The organism is Pseudomonas sp. 2024-210 (genome assembly GCF_045062345.1).
In the GTDB taxonomy this organism is placed as follows: Bacteria; Pseudomonadota; Gammaproteobacteria; order Pseudomonadales; family Pseudomonadaceae; genus Aquipseudomonas.
The window spans coordinates 104671-119544 of the sequence record NZ_JBJGEJ010000007.1; the positions used below are offsets into that span (position 1 = coordinate 104671).

Annotated in this window: 13 protein-coding genes; all 13 read left to right on the top strand. The window is 58.0% G+C overall.

All coding sequences use genetic code 11. The annotated features are described in order from the left end of the window. The first annotated feature begins 16 nt into the window (after positions 1–16). The 13 genes from ACI7MX_RS12260 (at position 17) to nuoL (ending at position 14845) form a co-directional block, all read left to right on the top strand. Positions 17–760: a secretin N-terminal domain-containing protein gene (locus ACI7MX_RS12260; RefSeq protein ID WP_405587645.1), complete on the top strand. Its 744-nt coding sequence runs from the start codon at positions 17–19 to the stop codon at positions 758–760. 233 nt (positions 761–993) lie between these two features. Next, a complete protein-coding gene (gene aceA / locus ACI7MX_RS12265; RefSeq protein WP_048365296.1) occupies positions 994–2319 on the top strand; it encodes an isocitrate lyase in 1326 nt (441 codons plus the stop codon). 630 nt (positions 2320–2949) lie between these two features. Further along, positions 2950–3363 (top strand): NADH-quinone oxidoreductase subunit A, encoded by a 414-nt coding sequence (locus ACI7MX_RS12270; RefSeq protein WP_003446990.1) that lies wholly within the window; start codon positions 2950–2952, stop codon positions 3361–3363. Positions 3364–3373: 10 nt separating this feature from the next. Then, complete coding sequence (locus ACI7MX_RS12275) at positions 3374–4048, top strand: NADH-quinone oxidoreductase subunit B family protein (protein ID WP_016780200.1); 675 nt, start codon at positions 3374–3376, stop codon at positions 4046–4048. 75 nt (positions 4049–4123) lie between these two features. Further along, positions 4124–5908: an NADH-quinone oxidoreductase subunit C/D gene (gene nuoC, locus ACI7MX_RS12280; protein WP_405587650.1), complete on the top strand. Its 1785-nt coding sequence runs from the start codon at positions 4124–4126 to the stop codon at positions 5906–5908. Between the two features lie 2 nt (positions 5909–5910). Next, complete coding sequence (gene nuoE, locus ACI7MX_RS12285) at positions 5911–6408, top strand: NADH-quinone oxidoreductase subunit NuoE (protein WP_405587653.1); 498 nt, start codon at positions 5911–5913, stop codon at positions 6406–6408. Next, entirely contained in the window at positions 6405–7760 is a 1356-nt protein-coding gene (gene nuoF / locus ACI7MX_RS12290) for an NADH-quinone oxidoreductase subunit NuoF (RefSeq protein WP_405587656.1), read from the top strand. The genes nuoE and nuoF overlap by 4 nt, the downstream gene beginning before the upstream one ends. Positions 7761–7892: 132 nt before the next feature. Continuing rightward, positions 7893–10607 (top strand): NADH-quinone oxidoreductase subunit NuoG, encoded by a 2715-nt coding sequence (gene nuoG, locus ACI7MX_RS12295; RefSeq protein ID WP_405587659.1) that lies wholly within the window; start codon positions 7893–7895, stop codon positions 10605–10607. Beyond that, a complete protein-coding gene (nuoH, locus tag ACI7MX_RS12300) occupies positions 10604–11611 on the top strand; it encodes an NADH-quinone oxidoreductase subunit NuoH (RefSeq protein ID WP_122784558.1) in 1008 nt (335 codons plus the stop codon). The genes nuoG and nuoH overlap by 4 nt, the downstream gene beginning before the upstream one ends. A 12-nt stretch (positions 11612–11623) precedes the next feature. Next, positions 11624–12172, top strand: a complete 549-nt coding sequence (gene nuoI / locus ACI7MX_RS12305) for an NADH-quinone oxidoreductase subunit NuoI (RefSeq protein WP_122784557.1) — start codon at positions 11624–11626, stop codon at positions 12170–12172. Between the two features lie 9 nt (positions 12173–12181). After that, positions 12182–12685 carry an NADH-quinone oxidoreductase subunit J gene (gene nuoJ / locus ACI7MX_RS12310; RefSeq protein ID WP_405587664.1) on the top strand — a complete coding sequence of 168 codons (504 nt, stop codon included), beginning with the start codon at positions 12182–12184 and terminating at the stop codon, positions 12683–12685. A 1-nt stretch (position 12686) separates the two neighbouring features. Beyond that, positions 12687–12995, top strand: coding sequence for an NADH-quinone oxidoreductase subunit NuoK (gene nuoK, locus ACI7MX_RS12315; protein ID WP_122784555.1), 309 nt, complete (start codon positions 12687–12689; stop codon positions 12993–12995). Then, positions 12992–14845 carry an NADH-quinone oxidoreductase subunit L gene (gene nuoL / locus ACI7MX_RS12320; RefSeq protein ID WP_405587667.1) on the top strand — a complete coding sequence of 618 codons (1854 nt, stop codon included), beginning with the start codon at positions 12992–12994 and terminating at the stop codon, positions 14843–14845. The genes nuoK and nuoL overlap by 4 nt, the downstream gene beginning before the upstream one ends. Positions 14846–14874: the final 29 nt, after the last annotated feature.

Below are 14874 nucleotides of genomic sequence, written 5' to 3' on the forward strand. Positions count from 1 at the left end.
TGTGGAGAATACGGACATGTCCCTACGCACATTCGTCGCCAGTCTGTTACTGCTAACCAGCAGCATGGCGCTGGCCGACACCCAAGTCATCACCCTGCAAAACCGCACCAGCACTGACCTTATGCCTGTCGCACAGAATTTTATTGGCAAGAACGGCAAAGTCAGTGCTTACGGCAACCAATTGATCGTCGAAGCATCGACCTCACAAATCAAAAACCTGAAAAACCTGCTGAGTCAACTCGACAAACCCGCCAAGCGCCTGCTGATTACCGTCGATACCCGTGACAACAACCTGCCTGACTCCAACAGCAACACACGCGTCTACAGCACGGCTAGCCGCGATGGCGGCACTCAGCAACTTCAAGTGACCGAGGGCGTTCCCGCGTTTATCCAGACCGGTCAAAGTGTGCCGCTCACCAGCACCCAGACAGATGGCTATGGCCGCCTACTGACACAGACCGAATACCGAAACGTGACCCGGGGCTTTTATGTCACCGCCACCGTGACGGGCAACACGGCACACCTGGCGATCAGCGCCCAGCGCGACCGCATGAGCCAGGAGCAATCCGATGTAGTGAACGTGAAAAACACCGACACACAGGTCAGCGGTCCGCTGGGGCAATGGATTACCGTGGCTGGGCTCAATGGTCAGAATCAGACCGCACAACAAGGTGAAACCCTTACCTACTCTACTCAAAGTCGCGACGACATGACTTTGCGGGTTAAAGTCGATGCACTTGACCAAAAGGCCCAAAACTGACTGACGGGTCGTATTAGACCAAATATGTAGTGCGACCAAAAAAGCACTACAAAGTGTTTGACGACGCAAAAATGCAAGGGCATGATGGCCCCGCTCCCGCGAATCAGAGGCCTTCCAGAAGTCCTCTGAAAGCAGTTAGCGACAAGCCATTCACGCACTTACACAAACAACATTGATGTGTGCCTGGTGGAGCAAACTTTTCAACCCAGACCTATGCGACGAGGTTTATCACCATGGCACTGACACGCGAACAGCAAATTGCAGCCCTTGAAAAAGACTGGGCCGAAAATCCACGCTGGAAAGGCGTGACTCGCGATTATTCCGCTGCTGACGTGGTCCGCCTGCGCGGTTCGGTTCAACCCGAGCACACCTTTGCAAAAATGGGCGCTGACAAGCTGTGGAAACTGGTGACACAGGGCGCACACCCGTCCTTCCGTCCCGAGAAAGATTTCGTCAACTGCATGGGCGCCCTGACCGGGGGCCAGGCAGTACAACAGGTTAAAGCCGGTATCCAGGCTATCTACCTGTCGGGTTGGCAAGTAGCGGCAGACAACAACTCTGCTGAATCCATGTACCCCGATCAGTCGCTGTACCCGGTGGACTCGGTTCCAACCGTGGTCAAGCGCATCAATAATTCGTTCCGCCGTGCTGACCAGATTCAGTGGAAAGCCGGTAAAAACCCGGGTGACCAAGGTTACATCGACTATTTCGCACCCATCGTCGCTGACGCGGAAGCAGGTTTCGGCGGCGTTCTGAACGCTTACGAACTGATGAAGAGCATGATCGAAGCAGGCGCCGCGGGCGTTCACTTCGAAGATCAGCTGGCCTCGGTCAAGAAGTGCGGTCACATGGGTGGCAAAGTACTGGTGCCCACTCAAGAAGCAGTGCAAAAGCTGACCGCTGCCCGTCTCGCGGCTGACGTCGCTGGCACACCGACCATCATTCTGGCCCGCACTGACGCCAACGCGGCTGACCTGCTGACCTCAGATTGCGACCCGTACGACCAGCCGTTCGTTACAGGCGAACGCACCAAGGAAGGCTTCTACAAAGTGCGCGCCGGCCTCGATCAAGCCATCGCCCGCGGTTTGGCGTACGCCCCGTATGCCGACCTGATCTGGTGCGAAACCGCCAAGCCGGATCTGGAAGAAGCCCGTCGTTTTGCTGAAGCGATCAAAAAGGAATACCCGGACCAACTGCTGTCGTACAACTGCTCGCCTTCTTTCAACTGGAAGAAAAACCTGGACGACGCGACCATCGCCAAGTTCCAGCGCGAACTGTCGGCAATGGGCTACAAGCATCAGTTCATCACATTGGCGGGCATCCACAACATGTGGCACAGCATGTTCAACTTGGCGCACGACTACGCCCGCAACGACATGACCGCCTACGTGAAACTGCAAGAGCAGGAATTTGCTGACGCCGCCAAAGGCTACACCTTTGTGGCGCACCAGCAGGAAGTGGGCACCGGCTACTTCGACGACATGACCACCGTCATCCAGGGTGGCTCGTCATCGGTGACCGCACTGACCGGCTCTACAGAAGAAGAACAGTTCCACTAAATAGTGCGAGCACGGCAATTGCCCAGCGTGTAAAGAACAAACGCAATGCCATGAACATCATGCCCCGACTGGTTCGGGGCATTTTTTTGCGCCGCACTTACACACATTCAACGACCCTCATCCTGTAACCGCTGCCGCAGGCTGCGATAAGGTCGCGGTGACGCATCAAACCCATCGCAGCCTGCGGCAGCGGCTACACCTGTTTCGCGCACCTGCCATTCACCAAAACACTGACCCAGATCCATACCTCAATCGCCTGAGCGGGTTAAAAAACCAAGTTCATAACTTGCTAAGCACTCTTATATAAGTCAACTTCACACAGCCTGCGACATAGCGACTCAACACACAGCCACTTAAACGATATTAATTATCATTACGAGTTGCTTTTGTTGAATACATGGACGCCTAAATATAATCAGTGAAATACGCTGGAACGCCCGTACCACATGGGCTACATCGACATGACCCAGAGCTCTACAACTAAAGGACTGAATTAATTCATCTTAGAAAATTTACTTGCTGGGTGTTTAGCCATAAAATCCCGGCCATCAATTGCGCTGCGACATTTCGTCACTGCTTTATTACCTTTTCAAGCTCAGAGACGCGTGTTCTCTGTTAAGGATTTCCAGCATGCCCGAAGCGACAGGACTCATAGCCCACAACTGGGGCTTTGCCATTTTCCTTCTCGGCGTTGTCGGCCTTTGTGCCTTCATGCTCGGCGTGTCCAGCCTCCTTGGGTCAAAAGCCTGGGGTCGCAGCAAAAATGAACCGTTTGAATCCGGCATGCTGCCCACCGGTGGCGCCCGCTTACGGCTCTCAGCCAAATTCTATCTGGTCGCGATGTTGTTCGTGATCTTCGATATCGAAGCCCTCTTTCTCTTTGCATGGTCTGTGTCTGTACGCGAAAGCGGCTGGACCGGATTCGTCGAAGCTCTCGTTTTCATAGCAATTCTGTTGGCAGGCCTTGTCTACCTATTTCGGGTGGGTGCTCTTGATTGGGCACCGGAAGCTCGTCGTAAGCGGCAGGCCAAGCTGAAACAATGAGGCTTTGGCAATGCAATACGAACTTACCAGGATCGACCCGGACGCTCCTAACGAGCAGTATCCGATCGGCACACGGGAAACCGTTGCTGATCCGTTAGAAGATCAAGTCCACAAAAACATTTTCATGGGCAAGCTGGAAGACGTGCTGAACGGCACGGTCAACTGGGGGCGTAAAAACTCCCTGTGGCCGTACAACTTCGGCCTGTCGTGCTGCTACGTGGAAATGACCACCGCCTTCACGGCGCCCCATGACATCGCGCGCTTTGGCGCCGAAGTGATCAGGGCATCACCGCGTCAGGCGGATTTCATGGTGATTGCCGGAACCTGCTTCATCAAGATGGCGCCGATCATTCAGCGTCTCTATGAGCAAATGCTTGAACCTAAATGGGTCATCTCCATGGGTTCGTGCGCCAACTCCGGTGGCATGTACGACATCTACTCCGTGGTTCAAGGGGTCGACAAGTTCCTGCCCGTGGACGTTTACGTACCCGGCTGCCCGCCCCGCCCAGAGGCTTTTTTGCAAGGCTTGATGCTGTTGCAAGAGTCGATTGGCCAGGAGCGTCGCCCACTTTCCTGGGTCGTTGGCGAACAAGGCGTTTACCGCGCCGAGATGCCATCGCAAAAGGAACAGCGCCGCGAACAGCGTATTCAGGTGACCAACCTGCGCAGCCCCGACGAAGTCTGACCCAGAGCCGTTTCTAAGCAATAGAACGAATCACTGGCTTCATTCTTTACGTTGAACGAAAGCGATAAAAAAACCATGACTACAGGCTCCGCTCTGTACATCCCGCCTTACAAGGCTGACGACCAAGATGTGGTCGTTGAATTGAATAACCGTTTTGGCCCTGATGCATTCACCGCTCAGGCCACGCGCACCGGCATGCCGGTGCTTTGGGTTGCCCGCGCCAAATTGGTCGAAGTACTGACCTTCCTGCGCAACCTGCCAAAACCCTACGTCATGCTCTATGACTTGCACGGTGTGGACGAGCGTCTGCGCACCAAGCGTCAGGGCTTGCCATCGGACGCAGAGTTCACCGTCTTCTACCACCTGATGTCGCTGGAACGTAACAGCGACGTGATGATCAAGGTGGCGCTGTCTGAGGGCGATCTGAGCTTGCCGACCGTGACCGGTATCTGGCCAAACGCCAACTGGTACGAGCGTGAAGTGTGGGACATGTTCGGCATCGACTTCAAAGGTCATCCGCACCTGTCGCGCATCATGATGCCGCCGACGTGGGAAGGTCACCCGCTGCGCAAGGACTTCCCGGCCCGTGCCACTGAGTTCGACCCGTACAGTCTGAGCCTGGCCAAGATCCAGCTGGAAGAAGAAGCCGCGCGCTTCAAGCCTGAAGACTGGGGCATGAAACGCTCCGGTGATAATGAGGACTACATGTTCCTCAACCTGGGCCCGAACCACCCTTCCGCTCACGGTGCTTTCCGTATCATCCTGCAACTGGACGGCGAAGAAATCGTCGACTGCGTGCCGGACATCGGTTACCACCACCGTGGTGCCGAGAAAATGGCTGAACGCCAGTCCTGGCACAGCTTCATCCCGTACACCGATCGTATTGATTACCTCGGCGGCGTGATGAACAACCTGCCTTATGTGCTTTCGGTCGAAAAACTGGCCGGCATCAAGGTGCCGGATCGGGTCGACACCATCCGCATCATGATGGCCGAGTTCTTCCGCATCACCAGCCACCTGCTGTTCCTGGGTACTTACATCCAGGACGTGGGCGCCATGACCCCGGTGTTCTTCACGTTCACTGACCGTCAACGCGCTTACAAAGTGATCGAAGCCATTACCGGTTTCCGTCTGCACCCGGCCTGGTACCGCATTGGCGGCGTTGCCCACGATCTGCCGAACGGCTGGGAACGTCTGGTCAAAGAATTCATCGACTGGATGCCCAAGCGTCTGGACGAATACCAGAAAGCCGCTTTGGATAACAGCATCCTGCGCGGTCGTACCATCGGTGTCGCCCAATACAACACCAAAGAAGCCCTGGAATGGGGCGTCACCGGTGCCGGCCTGCGTTCGACCGGTTGTGACTTCGACCTGCGTAAAGCGCGCCCGTATTCCGGCTACGAGAACTTCGAATTTGAAGTGCCACTGGCGGCCAATGGCGATGCCTACGACCGCTGCATCGTGCGCGTCGAAGAAATGCGCCAGAGCCTGAAGATCATCGAGCAATGCATGCGCAACATGCCGGCCGGCCCGTATAAGGCGGATCACCCGCTGACCACGCCGCCGCCTAAAGAGCGCACGCTGCAACACATCGAGACCTTGATTACGCACTTCCTGCAAGTTTCGTGGGGCCCGGTCATGCCGGCCAACGAATCCTTCCAGATGATCGAGGCGACCAAGGGCATCAACAGTTATTACCTGACGAGCGATGGCGGCACCATGAGCTACCGCACCCGGATTCGCACCCCAAGCTTCCCGCACCTGCAACAGATCCCTTCGGTGATCAAAGGTGAAATGGTCGCGGACTTGATTGCGTACCTGGGTAGTATCGATTTCGTTATGGCCGACGTGGACCGCTAAGCATGAACAGCACGCTTATCCAGACAGACCGTTTCGCCCTGAGCGAAACCGAGCGCTCGGCCATCGAGCACGAGATGCATCACTACGAAGACCCGCGCGCGGCGTCGATCGAAGCCCTGAAGATTGTTCAGAAGGAACGCGGCTGGGTGCCAGACGGTGCCATCTACGCCATCGGCGAGCTGCTGGGCATTCCTGCCAGCGACGTCGAAGGCGTGGCCACGTTCTACAGCCAGATCTTCCGTCAGCCGGTTGGCCGTCACATCATCCGTGTGTGCGACAGCATGGTCTGCTACATCGGCGGCCACGAGTCGGTGGTTGGCGAAATTCAGAACAAACTGGGCATCGGCCTGGGCCAGACCACTGCTGACGGCCGCTTCACGCTGCTGCCGGTGTGCTGCCTGGGCAACTGCGACAAGGCGCCGGCGTTGATGATCGACGACGACACATTCGGTGACGTGCAGCCAGCTGGCGTCGCCACGTTGTTGGAGGGCTACCCATGACCCTGACTTCCTTCGGCCCAGCCAACCTGATCAAGCGTTCGGCTGAAACTCACCCGCTGACCTGGCGTCTGCGTGATGACGGCGAGCCGGTATGGCTCGACGAATATCAGGCCAAAGACGGTTACGCCGCTGCACGCAAGGCGTTTGCTGACATGGCTCAGGACGACATCGTCCAGACCGTCAAGGATGCAGGCCTCAAGGGTCGCGGCGGTGCGGGCTTCCCCACCGGGGTGAAGTGGGGCCTGATGCCTAAAGACGAATCCATGAACATCCGTTACCTGCTGTGTAACGCCGATGAAATGGAACCCAACACCTGGAAAGACCGCATGCTGATGGAGCAACTGCCCCATCTGCTGATCGAAGGCATGCTGATCAGTGCCCGTGCGCTGAAAACCTACCGTGGCTATATCTTCCTGCGTGGCGAATACACCACCGCGGCCGTGCACCTGCGTCGCGCGGTAGAAGAAGCCAAGGCTGCCGGCCTGCTGGGCAAGAACATTCTGGGCTCGGGCTTTGACTTCGAATTGTTCGTGCACACCGGCGCCGGGCGCTACATCTGCGGTGAAGAAACCGCACTGATCAACTCCCTCGAAGGCCGTCGCGCCAATCCGCGCTCCAAGCCGCCGTTCCCGGCTGCTGTGGGCGTATGGGGCAAGCCGACTTGCGTGAACAACGTTGAAACCCTGTGCAACGTGCCGGCCATCATCGGCAACGGCGTTGACTGGTACAAATCCCTCGCCCGCGAAGGCAGCGAAGACCACGGCACCAAGCTGATGGGCTTCTCTGGCAAAGTGAAGAACCCAGGCCTGTGGGAGCTGCCGTTCGGCGTGACCGCTCGCGAGTTGTTCGAAGACTACGCAGGCGGTATGCGCGACGGCTTCAAGCTGAAATGCTGGCAGCCAGGCGGCGCCGGTACGGGCTTCCTGCTGCCTGAACACCTGGACGCGCAAATGTACGCCGGTGGTATCGCCAAAGTCGGCACCCGTATGGGTACGGGCCTGGCGATGGCCGTGGACGACAGCGTCAACATGGTGTCCTTGCTGCGCAACATGGAGCAGTTCTTCTCTCGTGAGTCGTGCGGCTTCTGCACCCCTTGCCGTGATGGCCTGCCGTGGAGCGTCAAGCTGCTGATGGCCATTGAAAAAGGTGAAGGTCAGCCTGGCGACATCGAGACCCTTTTGGGTCTGGTGGGTTTCCTCGGCCCGGGCAAGACGTTCTGTGCTCACGCACCGGGCGCCGTTGAGCCGTTGGGCAGCGCGATCAAGTACTTCCGTCCAGAGTTTGAAGCCGGTATTGCGCAAGCAAAACCGGGCGTTCCACCTCTGGCACGCCCGATTGTTATCGGTGCGTAACGCTTTGAATGAGGGTGGTCCGTGCCGCCCTCTGATCGTTCGATAACGCCGTAAGGCTGGGTTGCTTCGAACGCATAACAAGATTCCATTAGCCACGCCCGCTGACACCGGGCCAACGAAGAACTTTGAACCATGGCCACTATCCACGTAGACGGCAAAGAGCTCGAAGTCGATGGGGCAGACAACCTGTTACAGGCATGTCTGTCGCTAGGCCTCGATATTCCGTATTTCTGCTGGCACCCTGCCTTGGGCAGCGTTGGCGCGTGCCGCCAATGTGCAGTCAAGCAGTACACCGACGAAAACGACACCCGTGGTCGTATCGTCATGTCGTGCATGACCCCGGCCACCGACGGTAGCTGGATCTCCATCGAAGATGAAGAAGCGAAAGTCTTTCGCGCCAGCGTCGTTGAGTGGCTGATGACCAACCACCCGCACGACTGCCCTGTGTGCGAAGAAGGCGGTCACTGCCACCTGCAAGACATGACCGTAATGACCGGTCACAACGAGCGCCGTTATCGCTTCACCAAACGTACTCACCAGAATCAGGAACTCGGCCCGTTCATTTCCCACGAGATGAACCGCTGCATTGCCTGCTATCGCTGTGTGCGTTTCTATAAAGACTATGCCGGTGGTACTGACCTCGGCGTGTTCGGCGCCCACGACAACGTGTACTTCGGTCGCGTTGAAGACGGCGTGCTCGAAAGCGAATTCTCGGGCAACCTCACCGAAGTGTGCCCGACCGGTGTGTTCACTGACAAAACCCACTCCGAGCGTTACAACCGCAAGTGGGACATGCAGTTTGCACCGAGCATCTGCCACGGCTGCTCCAGTGGCTGCAACATCAGCCCCGGTGAGCGCTACGGTGAGCTGCGTCGCATCGAAAATCGCTTTAACGGTTCGGTTAACCAGTACTTCCTGTGTGACCGCGGCCGCTTTGGTTATGGCTACGTCAACCGCACCGACCGCCCACGTCAGCCATTGCTGGCCGACGGCAGCAAGTTGAGCGTCGACGCCGCACTGGATAAAGCCGCCGATCTGTTGCGCGGTCGCAATATCGTCGGTATAGGCTCGCCGCGTGCCAGCCTTGAAAGCAACTACGCGCTGCGCGAACTGGTCGGTGCCGAACACTTCTACTCGGGCATAGAAGCCGGTGAGCTGGAGCGTATCCGTCTGGTGCTGCAAGTGCTCAAAGACAGCCCGTTGCCCGTGCCGAACATGCGCGAGATCGAAGATCACGACGCCATCTTCGTACTGGGTGAAGACCTGACTCAGACCGCCGCCCGTATGGCGCTGTCACTGCGTCAATCGGTCAAGGGCAAAGCTGAAGACATGGCCGACGCCATGCGTGTTCAGCCTTGGCTTGACGCCGCAGTGAAAAACATCGGTCAGCACGCGCTGAACCCACTGTTTATCGCCAGCCTGGCTGAAACCAAGCTCGACGACGTCGCCGAAGAATGCGTCCACGCCGCACCAGACGATCTGGCCCGCATCGGTTTCGCTGTGGCCCACGCCATCGACGCCAGCGCCCCTGCCGTAGCCGGTTTGGACGCTGAAGCCCTGGAGCTGGCCAAACGCATCGCTGACGCCCTGCTCGCCGCCAAACGCCCATTGATCATTGCCGGTACTTCGCTGGGCTCAAAAGCCCTGATCGAAGCCGCAGGCAACATCGCCAAGGCCCTGCACCTGCGTGAGAAAGCCGGTTCCATCAGCCTGGTCGTACCGGAAGCCAACAGCCTCGGTCTGGCCATGCTCGGCGGCGACTCGGTAGACGCCGCCCTGCAAGCGGTGATTGACGGCAACGCCGACGCCATTGTGGTACTGGAAAACGACCTGTTCACCCGTGTGGACGCGATCAAGGTCAACGCTGCACTGGACGCTGCCAAAGTGGTCATCGTAGCTGACCATCAGAAGACGGCGACCACTCACCGTGCCGATCTGGTGCTGCCGGCCGCAAGCTTCGCCGAAGGCGACGGTACGCTGGTCAGCCAGGAAGGCCGCGCCCAGCGCTTCTTCCAGGTGTTCGAACCTCGCTACCTGGATGCGAGCATCCTGATCCACGAAGGCTGGCGCTGGTTGCACGCCTTGCGCAGCACCCTGCTGAACAAGCCGGTTGACTGGACCCTGCTTGATCACGTCACGCAGCTAACAGCGGCAAGCACACCGGAACTGGCCGGCATCATTGATGCGGCGCCGTCGGCTGCCTTCCGTATCAAAGGCTTGAAACTGGCGCGCGAACCGCTGCGTTACAGCGGCCGTACGGCCATGCGCGCCAATATCAGCGTGCATGAACCGCGTACCCCGCAAGACCCGGACACCGCGTTCGCGTTCTCGATGGAAGGCTACTCGGGCTCCGTCGAACCGCGTCAACAAGTGCCGTTCGCCTGGTCGCCGGGCTGGAACTCGCCACAAGCGTGGAACAAGTTCCAGGACGAAGTCGGTGGGCATATCCGCGCGGGCGATCCGGGCATTCGCCTGATCGAAAGCAAAGGTGACTCGCTGAACTGGTTTGCCAACATTCCGGGCGCCTTCAACCCGGCCCGTGGCACTTGGCAAGTCGTGCCGTTCTTTCACCTGCTGGGCAGCGAAGAGAACTCTTCCAAAGCCGCACCGGTTCAAGAACGCATTCCAGCGGCCTACATCGCGCTGGCCAAGTCCGAAGCCGATCGCATGGGCGTCAATGATGGCGCACTGCTCAGCTTGAACGTTGCCGGTGTGACCCTACGTCTGCCGCTGCGTATCAATGAAGAGCTGGGTGCAGGTCTGGTGGCACTGCCAGCCGGCTTGCCCGGTATTCCGCCGGCGATCTTTGGCCTTACCGTTGACGGTTTGCAGGAGGCAGCCCAATGACCTGGTTCACGCCTGAAGTGATCGACGTGATTATCTCGGTGGTGCAAGCGGTGGTGATTCTGCTCGCCGTGGTGGTGTGCGGCGCGCTGCTCAGCTGGGTAGAGCGTCGCCTGCTGGCCTTGTGGCAAGACCGTTACGGTCCGAACCGCGTCGGCCCGTTTGGCGCGTTCCAGATTGCCGCCGACATGATCAAGATGTTCTTCAAGGAAGACTGGACACCGCCGTTTGCCGACAAGGTAATTTTCACCTTGGCACCCGTGGTGGCCATGAGCGCCCTGCTGATCTCCTTTGCGATTATCCCGATCACCCCGACCTGGGGCGTGGCGGATCTGAACATCGGCATCCTGTTCTTCTTCGCCATGGCCGGCCTGTCGGTCTACGCGGTGCTGTTCGCCGGCTGGTCGAGCAACAACAAGTTTGCCCTGCTGGGCGCCTTGCGCGCCTCGGCGCAGACCGTGTCCTATGAAGTATTCATGGGCCTGTCGCTGATGGGCATCGTGGTGCAGGTTGGCTCGTTCAACATGCGCGACATCGTTGAATACCAGGCACAGAACCTGTGGTTCATCATTCCGCAGATCTTCGGTTTCCTGACCTTCTTCATCGCTGGCGTGGCCGTGACTCACCGTCACCCCTTCGACCAGCCTGAAGCCGAGCAGGAACTGGCCGATGGTTACCACATTGAATACGCCGGCATGAAATGGGGCATGTTCTTCGTGGGTGAGTACATCGGGATCGTGTTGATCTCGGCGTTGCTGGTGACTTTGTTCTTCGGCGGCTGGCACGGGCCTTTTGGGCTGCTGCCACAGATTCCGTTTATCTGGTTCGCCCTGAAGACCGCGTTTTTCATCATGATCTTTATCCTGTTGCGCGCCTCCATTCCGCGCCCTCGGTATGACCAAGTGATGGACTTCAGCTGGAAGTTCTGCCTGCCGCTGACCCTGATCAATTTGCTGGTGACCGCCGCAATCGTGTTGTTGAACACGCCTGCCGGCGCGGTTCAGTGAGGATAGAGACCCATGTTCAAGTACTTGTTTGACATCGTGCATGGCACCTACACCCAGCTTCGCAGCTTGGTGATGGTGTTTAGCCACTCCTTCCGCAAGCGTGACACGTTGCAATACCCGGAAGAGCCGGTCTACCTGCCACCGCGTTACCGTGGCCGGATTGTCCTGACCCGCGACCCTGACGGCGAAGAGCGTTGTGTAGCTTGCAACCTGTGCGCCGTGGCCTGCCCGGTAGGCTGCATCTCGCTGCAAAAAGCCGAAACTGAAGATGGCCGTTGGTACCCGGAGTTTTTCCGCATCAACTTCTCACGCTGCATTTTTTGCGGTCTGTGCGAGGAAGCCTGCCCGACCACCGCGATCCAGCTGACACCGGATTTCGAAATGGCCGAGTTCAAACGTCAGGACCTGGTGTACGAGAAAGAAGATCTGCTGATCTCCGGCCCCGGTAAGAACCCTGATTACAACTTCTATCGTGTTGCAGGTATGGCCGTTGAAGGCAAGCCGAAAGGTGCCGCCCAGAACGAAGCTGAGCCGATCAACGTGAAGAGCTTGCTGCCTTAAGGAAGAACGATGGAATTCGCTTTCTATTTCGCATCGGGTGTCGCTGTCGTGTCCACGCTTCGCGTGATCACCAACACCAACCCTGTGCACGCCCTGCTCTACCTGATTATTTCGCTGATTGCCGTGGCGATGACCTTCTTTAGCCTCGGCGCACCCTTTGCCGGTGTGCTCGAAGTGATCGCTTACGCTGGCGCCATCATGGTGCTGTTTGTGTTCGTGGTGATGATGCTCAACCAAGGCCCGGCCTCGGTGACGCAAGAACGCCATTGGCTCAAGCCCGGCATCTGGATCGGGCCGAGTATCTTGTCCGCGATCCTGCTGGCTGAACTGCTGTACGTGCTGTTCGCACAACAGAGCGGTGTAGCAATCGGTCAAACCACCGTGGATGCAAAAGCTGTGGGCATCAGCCTGTTCGGCCCGTATCTGCTGGTGGTCGAACTCGCCTCGATGCTGTTGCTTGCTGCAGCGGTGACGGCGTTCCATTTGGGCCGCAACGAGGCGAAGGAGCAATAACATGCCAGCAATACCACTCGAACACGGTCTGGCGGTTGCCGGCATCCTGTTCTGCCTCGGTCTGGTTGGACTGATGGTTCGCCGTAATATTCTCTTCGTGTTGATGAGTCTGGAAATCATGATGAACGCTGCAGCGCTGGCGTTCATTGTGGCCGGTGCACGCTGGGCGCAGCCGGATGGACAGGTCATGTTCATTCTGGTGATCACCCTGGCAGCCGCCGAGGCCAGTATTGGCCTGGCGATCCTGTTGCAGCTGTATCGCCGCTTCCACACGCTTGATATCGATGCTGCCAGTGAGATGCGCGGATGAACCTACTCTTTCTGACTTTCGTATTCCCCCTGATCGGCTTTTTGTTGCTGTCGTTCTCCCGTGGACGCTTCAGCGAAAACCTCTCGGCCCTGATCGGCGTTGGCTCCATTGGCCTGTCGGCCATTGTGGCTGCGTACGTTATTTGGCAATTCAATGTGGCACCGCCAGCAGGCGGCCAGTACACCCAAGTGCTGTGGCAATGGATGGCGGTAGGTGGCTTCAATGCCAACTTCGCCCTGCATCTGGATGGCCTGTCGGTGACCATGCTCGGTGTGGTGGTCGGTGTCGGCTTCCTGATCCACATGTTTGCCTCCTGGTACATGCGCGGTGAAGTCGGCTACTCGCGCTTCTTCGCCTACACCAACCTGTTTATTGCCAGCATGCTGTTCCTGATCCTGGCCGATAACCTGTTGTTCGTGTACTTCGGCTGGGAAGGTGTAGGCCTGTGCTCCTACCTGTTGATCGGTTTCTATTACAGCAACCGCAACAACGGTAACGCCGCACTGAAAGCCTTTATCGTGACCCGCATCGGTGACGTATTTCTGGCCATCGGCCTGTTCATCCTGTTCCAGCAACTGGGCACGTTGAACATTCAACAGTTGCTGGTGCTGGCGCCACAGAAGTTCCAGGCCGGTGATTTCTGGATCGTGCTGGCCACCCTGATGCTACTGGGCGGCGCGGTCGGTAAATCGGCTCAACTGCCCCTGCAAACCTGGTTGGCTGATGCGATGGCAGGCCCTACCCCGGTGTCGGCACTGATTCACGCCGCCACCATGGTAACTGCCGGTGTCTACTTGATTGCCCGTACCCACGGTCTGTTCACCTTGGCACCTGAAGTGCTGCACCTGGTGGGCATCGTCGGCGGTGTCACGCTGGTACTGGCCGGTTTTGCCGCGCTGGTGCAAACCGACATCAAACGTATCCTCGCCTACTCGACCATGAGCCAGATCGGCTACATGTTCCTGGCGCTGGGTGTGGGTGCATGGGACGGAGCTATTTTCCACCTGATGACCCACGCCTTCTTCAAGGCCCTGCTGTTCCTTGCCTCCGGTGCGGTGATCGTTGCCTGCCACCACGAGCAGAACATCTTCAAGATGGGCGGCCTGTGGAAGAAACTGCCATTGGCCTACGCCAGCTTCATCGTCGGCGGCGCGGCGCTGTCTGCCTTGCCATTGCTGACGGCAGGTTTCTATTCCAAGGACGAAATTCTTTGGGAAGCCTTCGCCAGCGGCAACACCGAACTGTTGTACGCAGGCCTTGTCGGCGCGTTCATGACCTCGCTATACACCTTCCGCCTGATCTTCATCACCTTCCACGGTGAAGCCAAGACTGAAGCGCACCCGGGTCACGGCGTTACCTACTGGCTGCCACTGAGCGTGCTGATCGTCCTGTCGACCTTTATCGGCGCCATGATCACACCACCCTTGGCGGGCGTATTGCCACAAAGCGTTGGCCATGCCGGCGGCGAAGCACAGCACAGTCTGGAAATCGCCTCGGGCGCCATTGCGCTGGCCGGTATCCTGCTGGCAGGCCTGCTGTATCTGGGCAAACGTCGCTTCGTGACCGCCGTCGCCAACAGCGGCATTGGTCGCTTCCTCACGGCCTGGTGGTTTGCCGCCTGGGGCTTCGACTGGCTGTACGACAAACTGTTCGTCAAACCGTATCTGTTGATCTGCCGTGTACTGCGCAAAGACCCTCTGGACCAGACCATCGGTTTGATACCCAAAGTGGCCAAGGCCGGGCATAACGCCCTGAGCCGCAGCGAAACCGGTCAACTGCGTTGGTACGCTGCTTCCATGGCCGCCGGTGCTGTACTGGTCATGGGCGCCATCGTACTGGTAGCGGTCTGATATGAACCTTCGACATTGCGAAAGGAATT

Coding starts and splice junctions, on each gene's coding strand:
- ACI7MX_RS12260 (WP_405587645.1), top strand. CDS start 17: ATGTCCCTACGCACATTCGTCGCCAGTCTGTTACTGCTAACCAGCAGC.
- aceA (WP_048365296.1), top strand. CDS start 994: ATGGCACTGACACGCGAACAGCAAATTGCAGCCCTTGAAAAAGACTGG.
- ACI7MX_RS12270 (WP_003446990.1), top strand. CDS start 2,950: ATGCCCGAAGCGACAGGACTCATAGCCCACAACTGGGGCTTTGCCATT.
- ACI7MX_RS12275 (WP_016780200.1), top strand. CDS start 3,374: ATGCAATACGAACTTACCAGGATCGACCCGGACGCTCCTAACGAGCAG.
- nuoC (WP_405587650.1), top strand. CDS start 4,124: ATGACTACAGGCTCCGCTCTGTACATCCCGCCTTACAAGGCTGACGAC.
- nuoE (WP_405587653.1), top strand. CDS start 5,911: ATGAACAGCACGCTTATCCAGACAGACCGTTTCGCCCTGAGCGAAACC.
- nuoF (WP_405587656.1), top strand. CDS start 6,405: ATGACCCTGACTTCCTTCGGCCCAGCCAACCTGATCAAGCGTTCGGCT.
- nuoG (WP_405587659.1), top strand. CDS start 7,893: ATGGCCACTATCCACGTAGACGGCAAAGAGCTCGAAGTCGATGGGGCA.
- nuoH (WP_122784558.1), top strand. CDS start 10,604: ATGACCTGGTTCACGCCTGAAGTGATCGACGTGATTATCTCGGTGGTG.
- nuoI (WP_122784557.1), top strand. CDS start 11,624: ATGTTCAAGTACTTGTTTGACATCGTGCATGGCACCTACACCCAGCTT.
- nuoJ (WP_405587664.1), top strand. CDS start 12,182: ATGGAATTCGCTTTCTATTTCGCATCGGGTGTCGCTGTCGTGTCCACG.
- nuoK (WP_122784555.1), top strand. CDS start 12,687: ATGCCAGCAATACCACTCGAACACGGTCTGGCGGTTGCCGGCATCCTG.
- nuoL (WP_405587667.1), top strand. CDS start 12,992: ATGAACCTACTCTTTCTGACTTTCGTATTCCCCCTGATCGGCTTTTTG.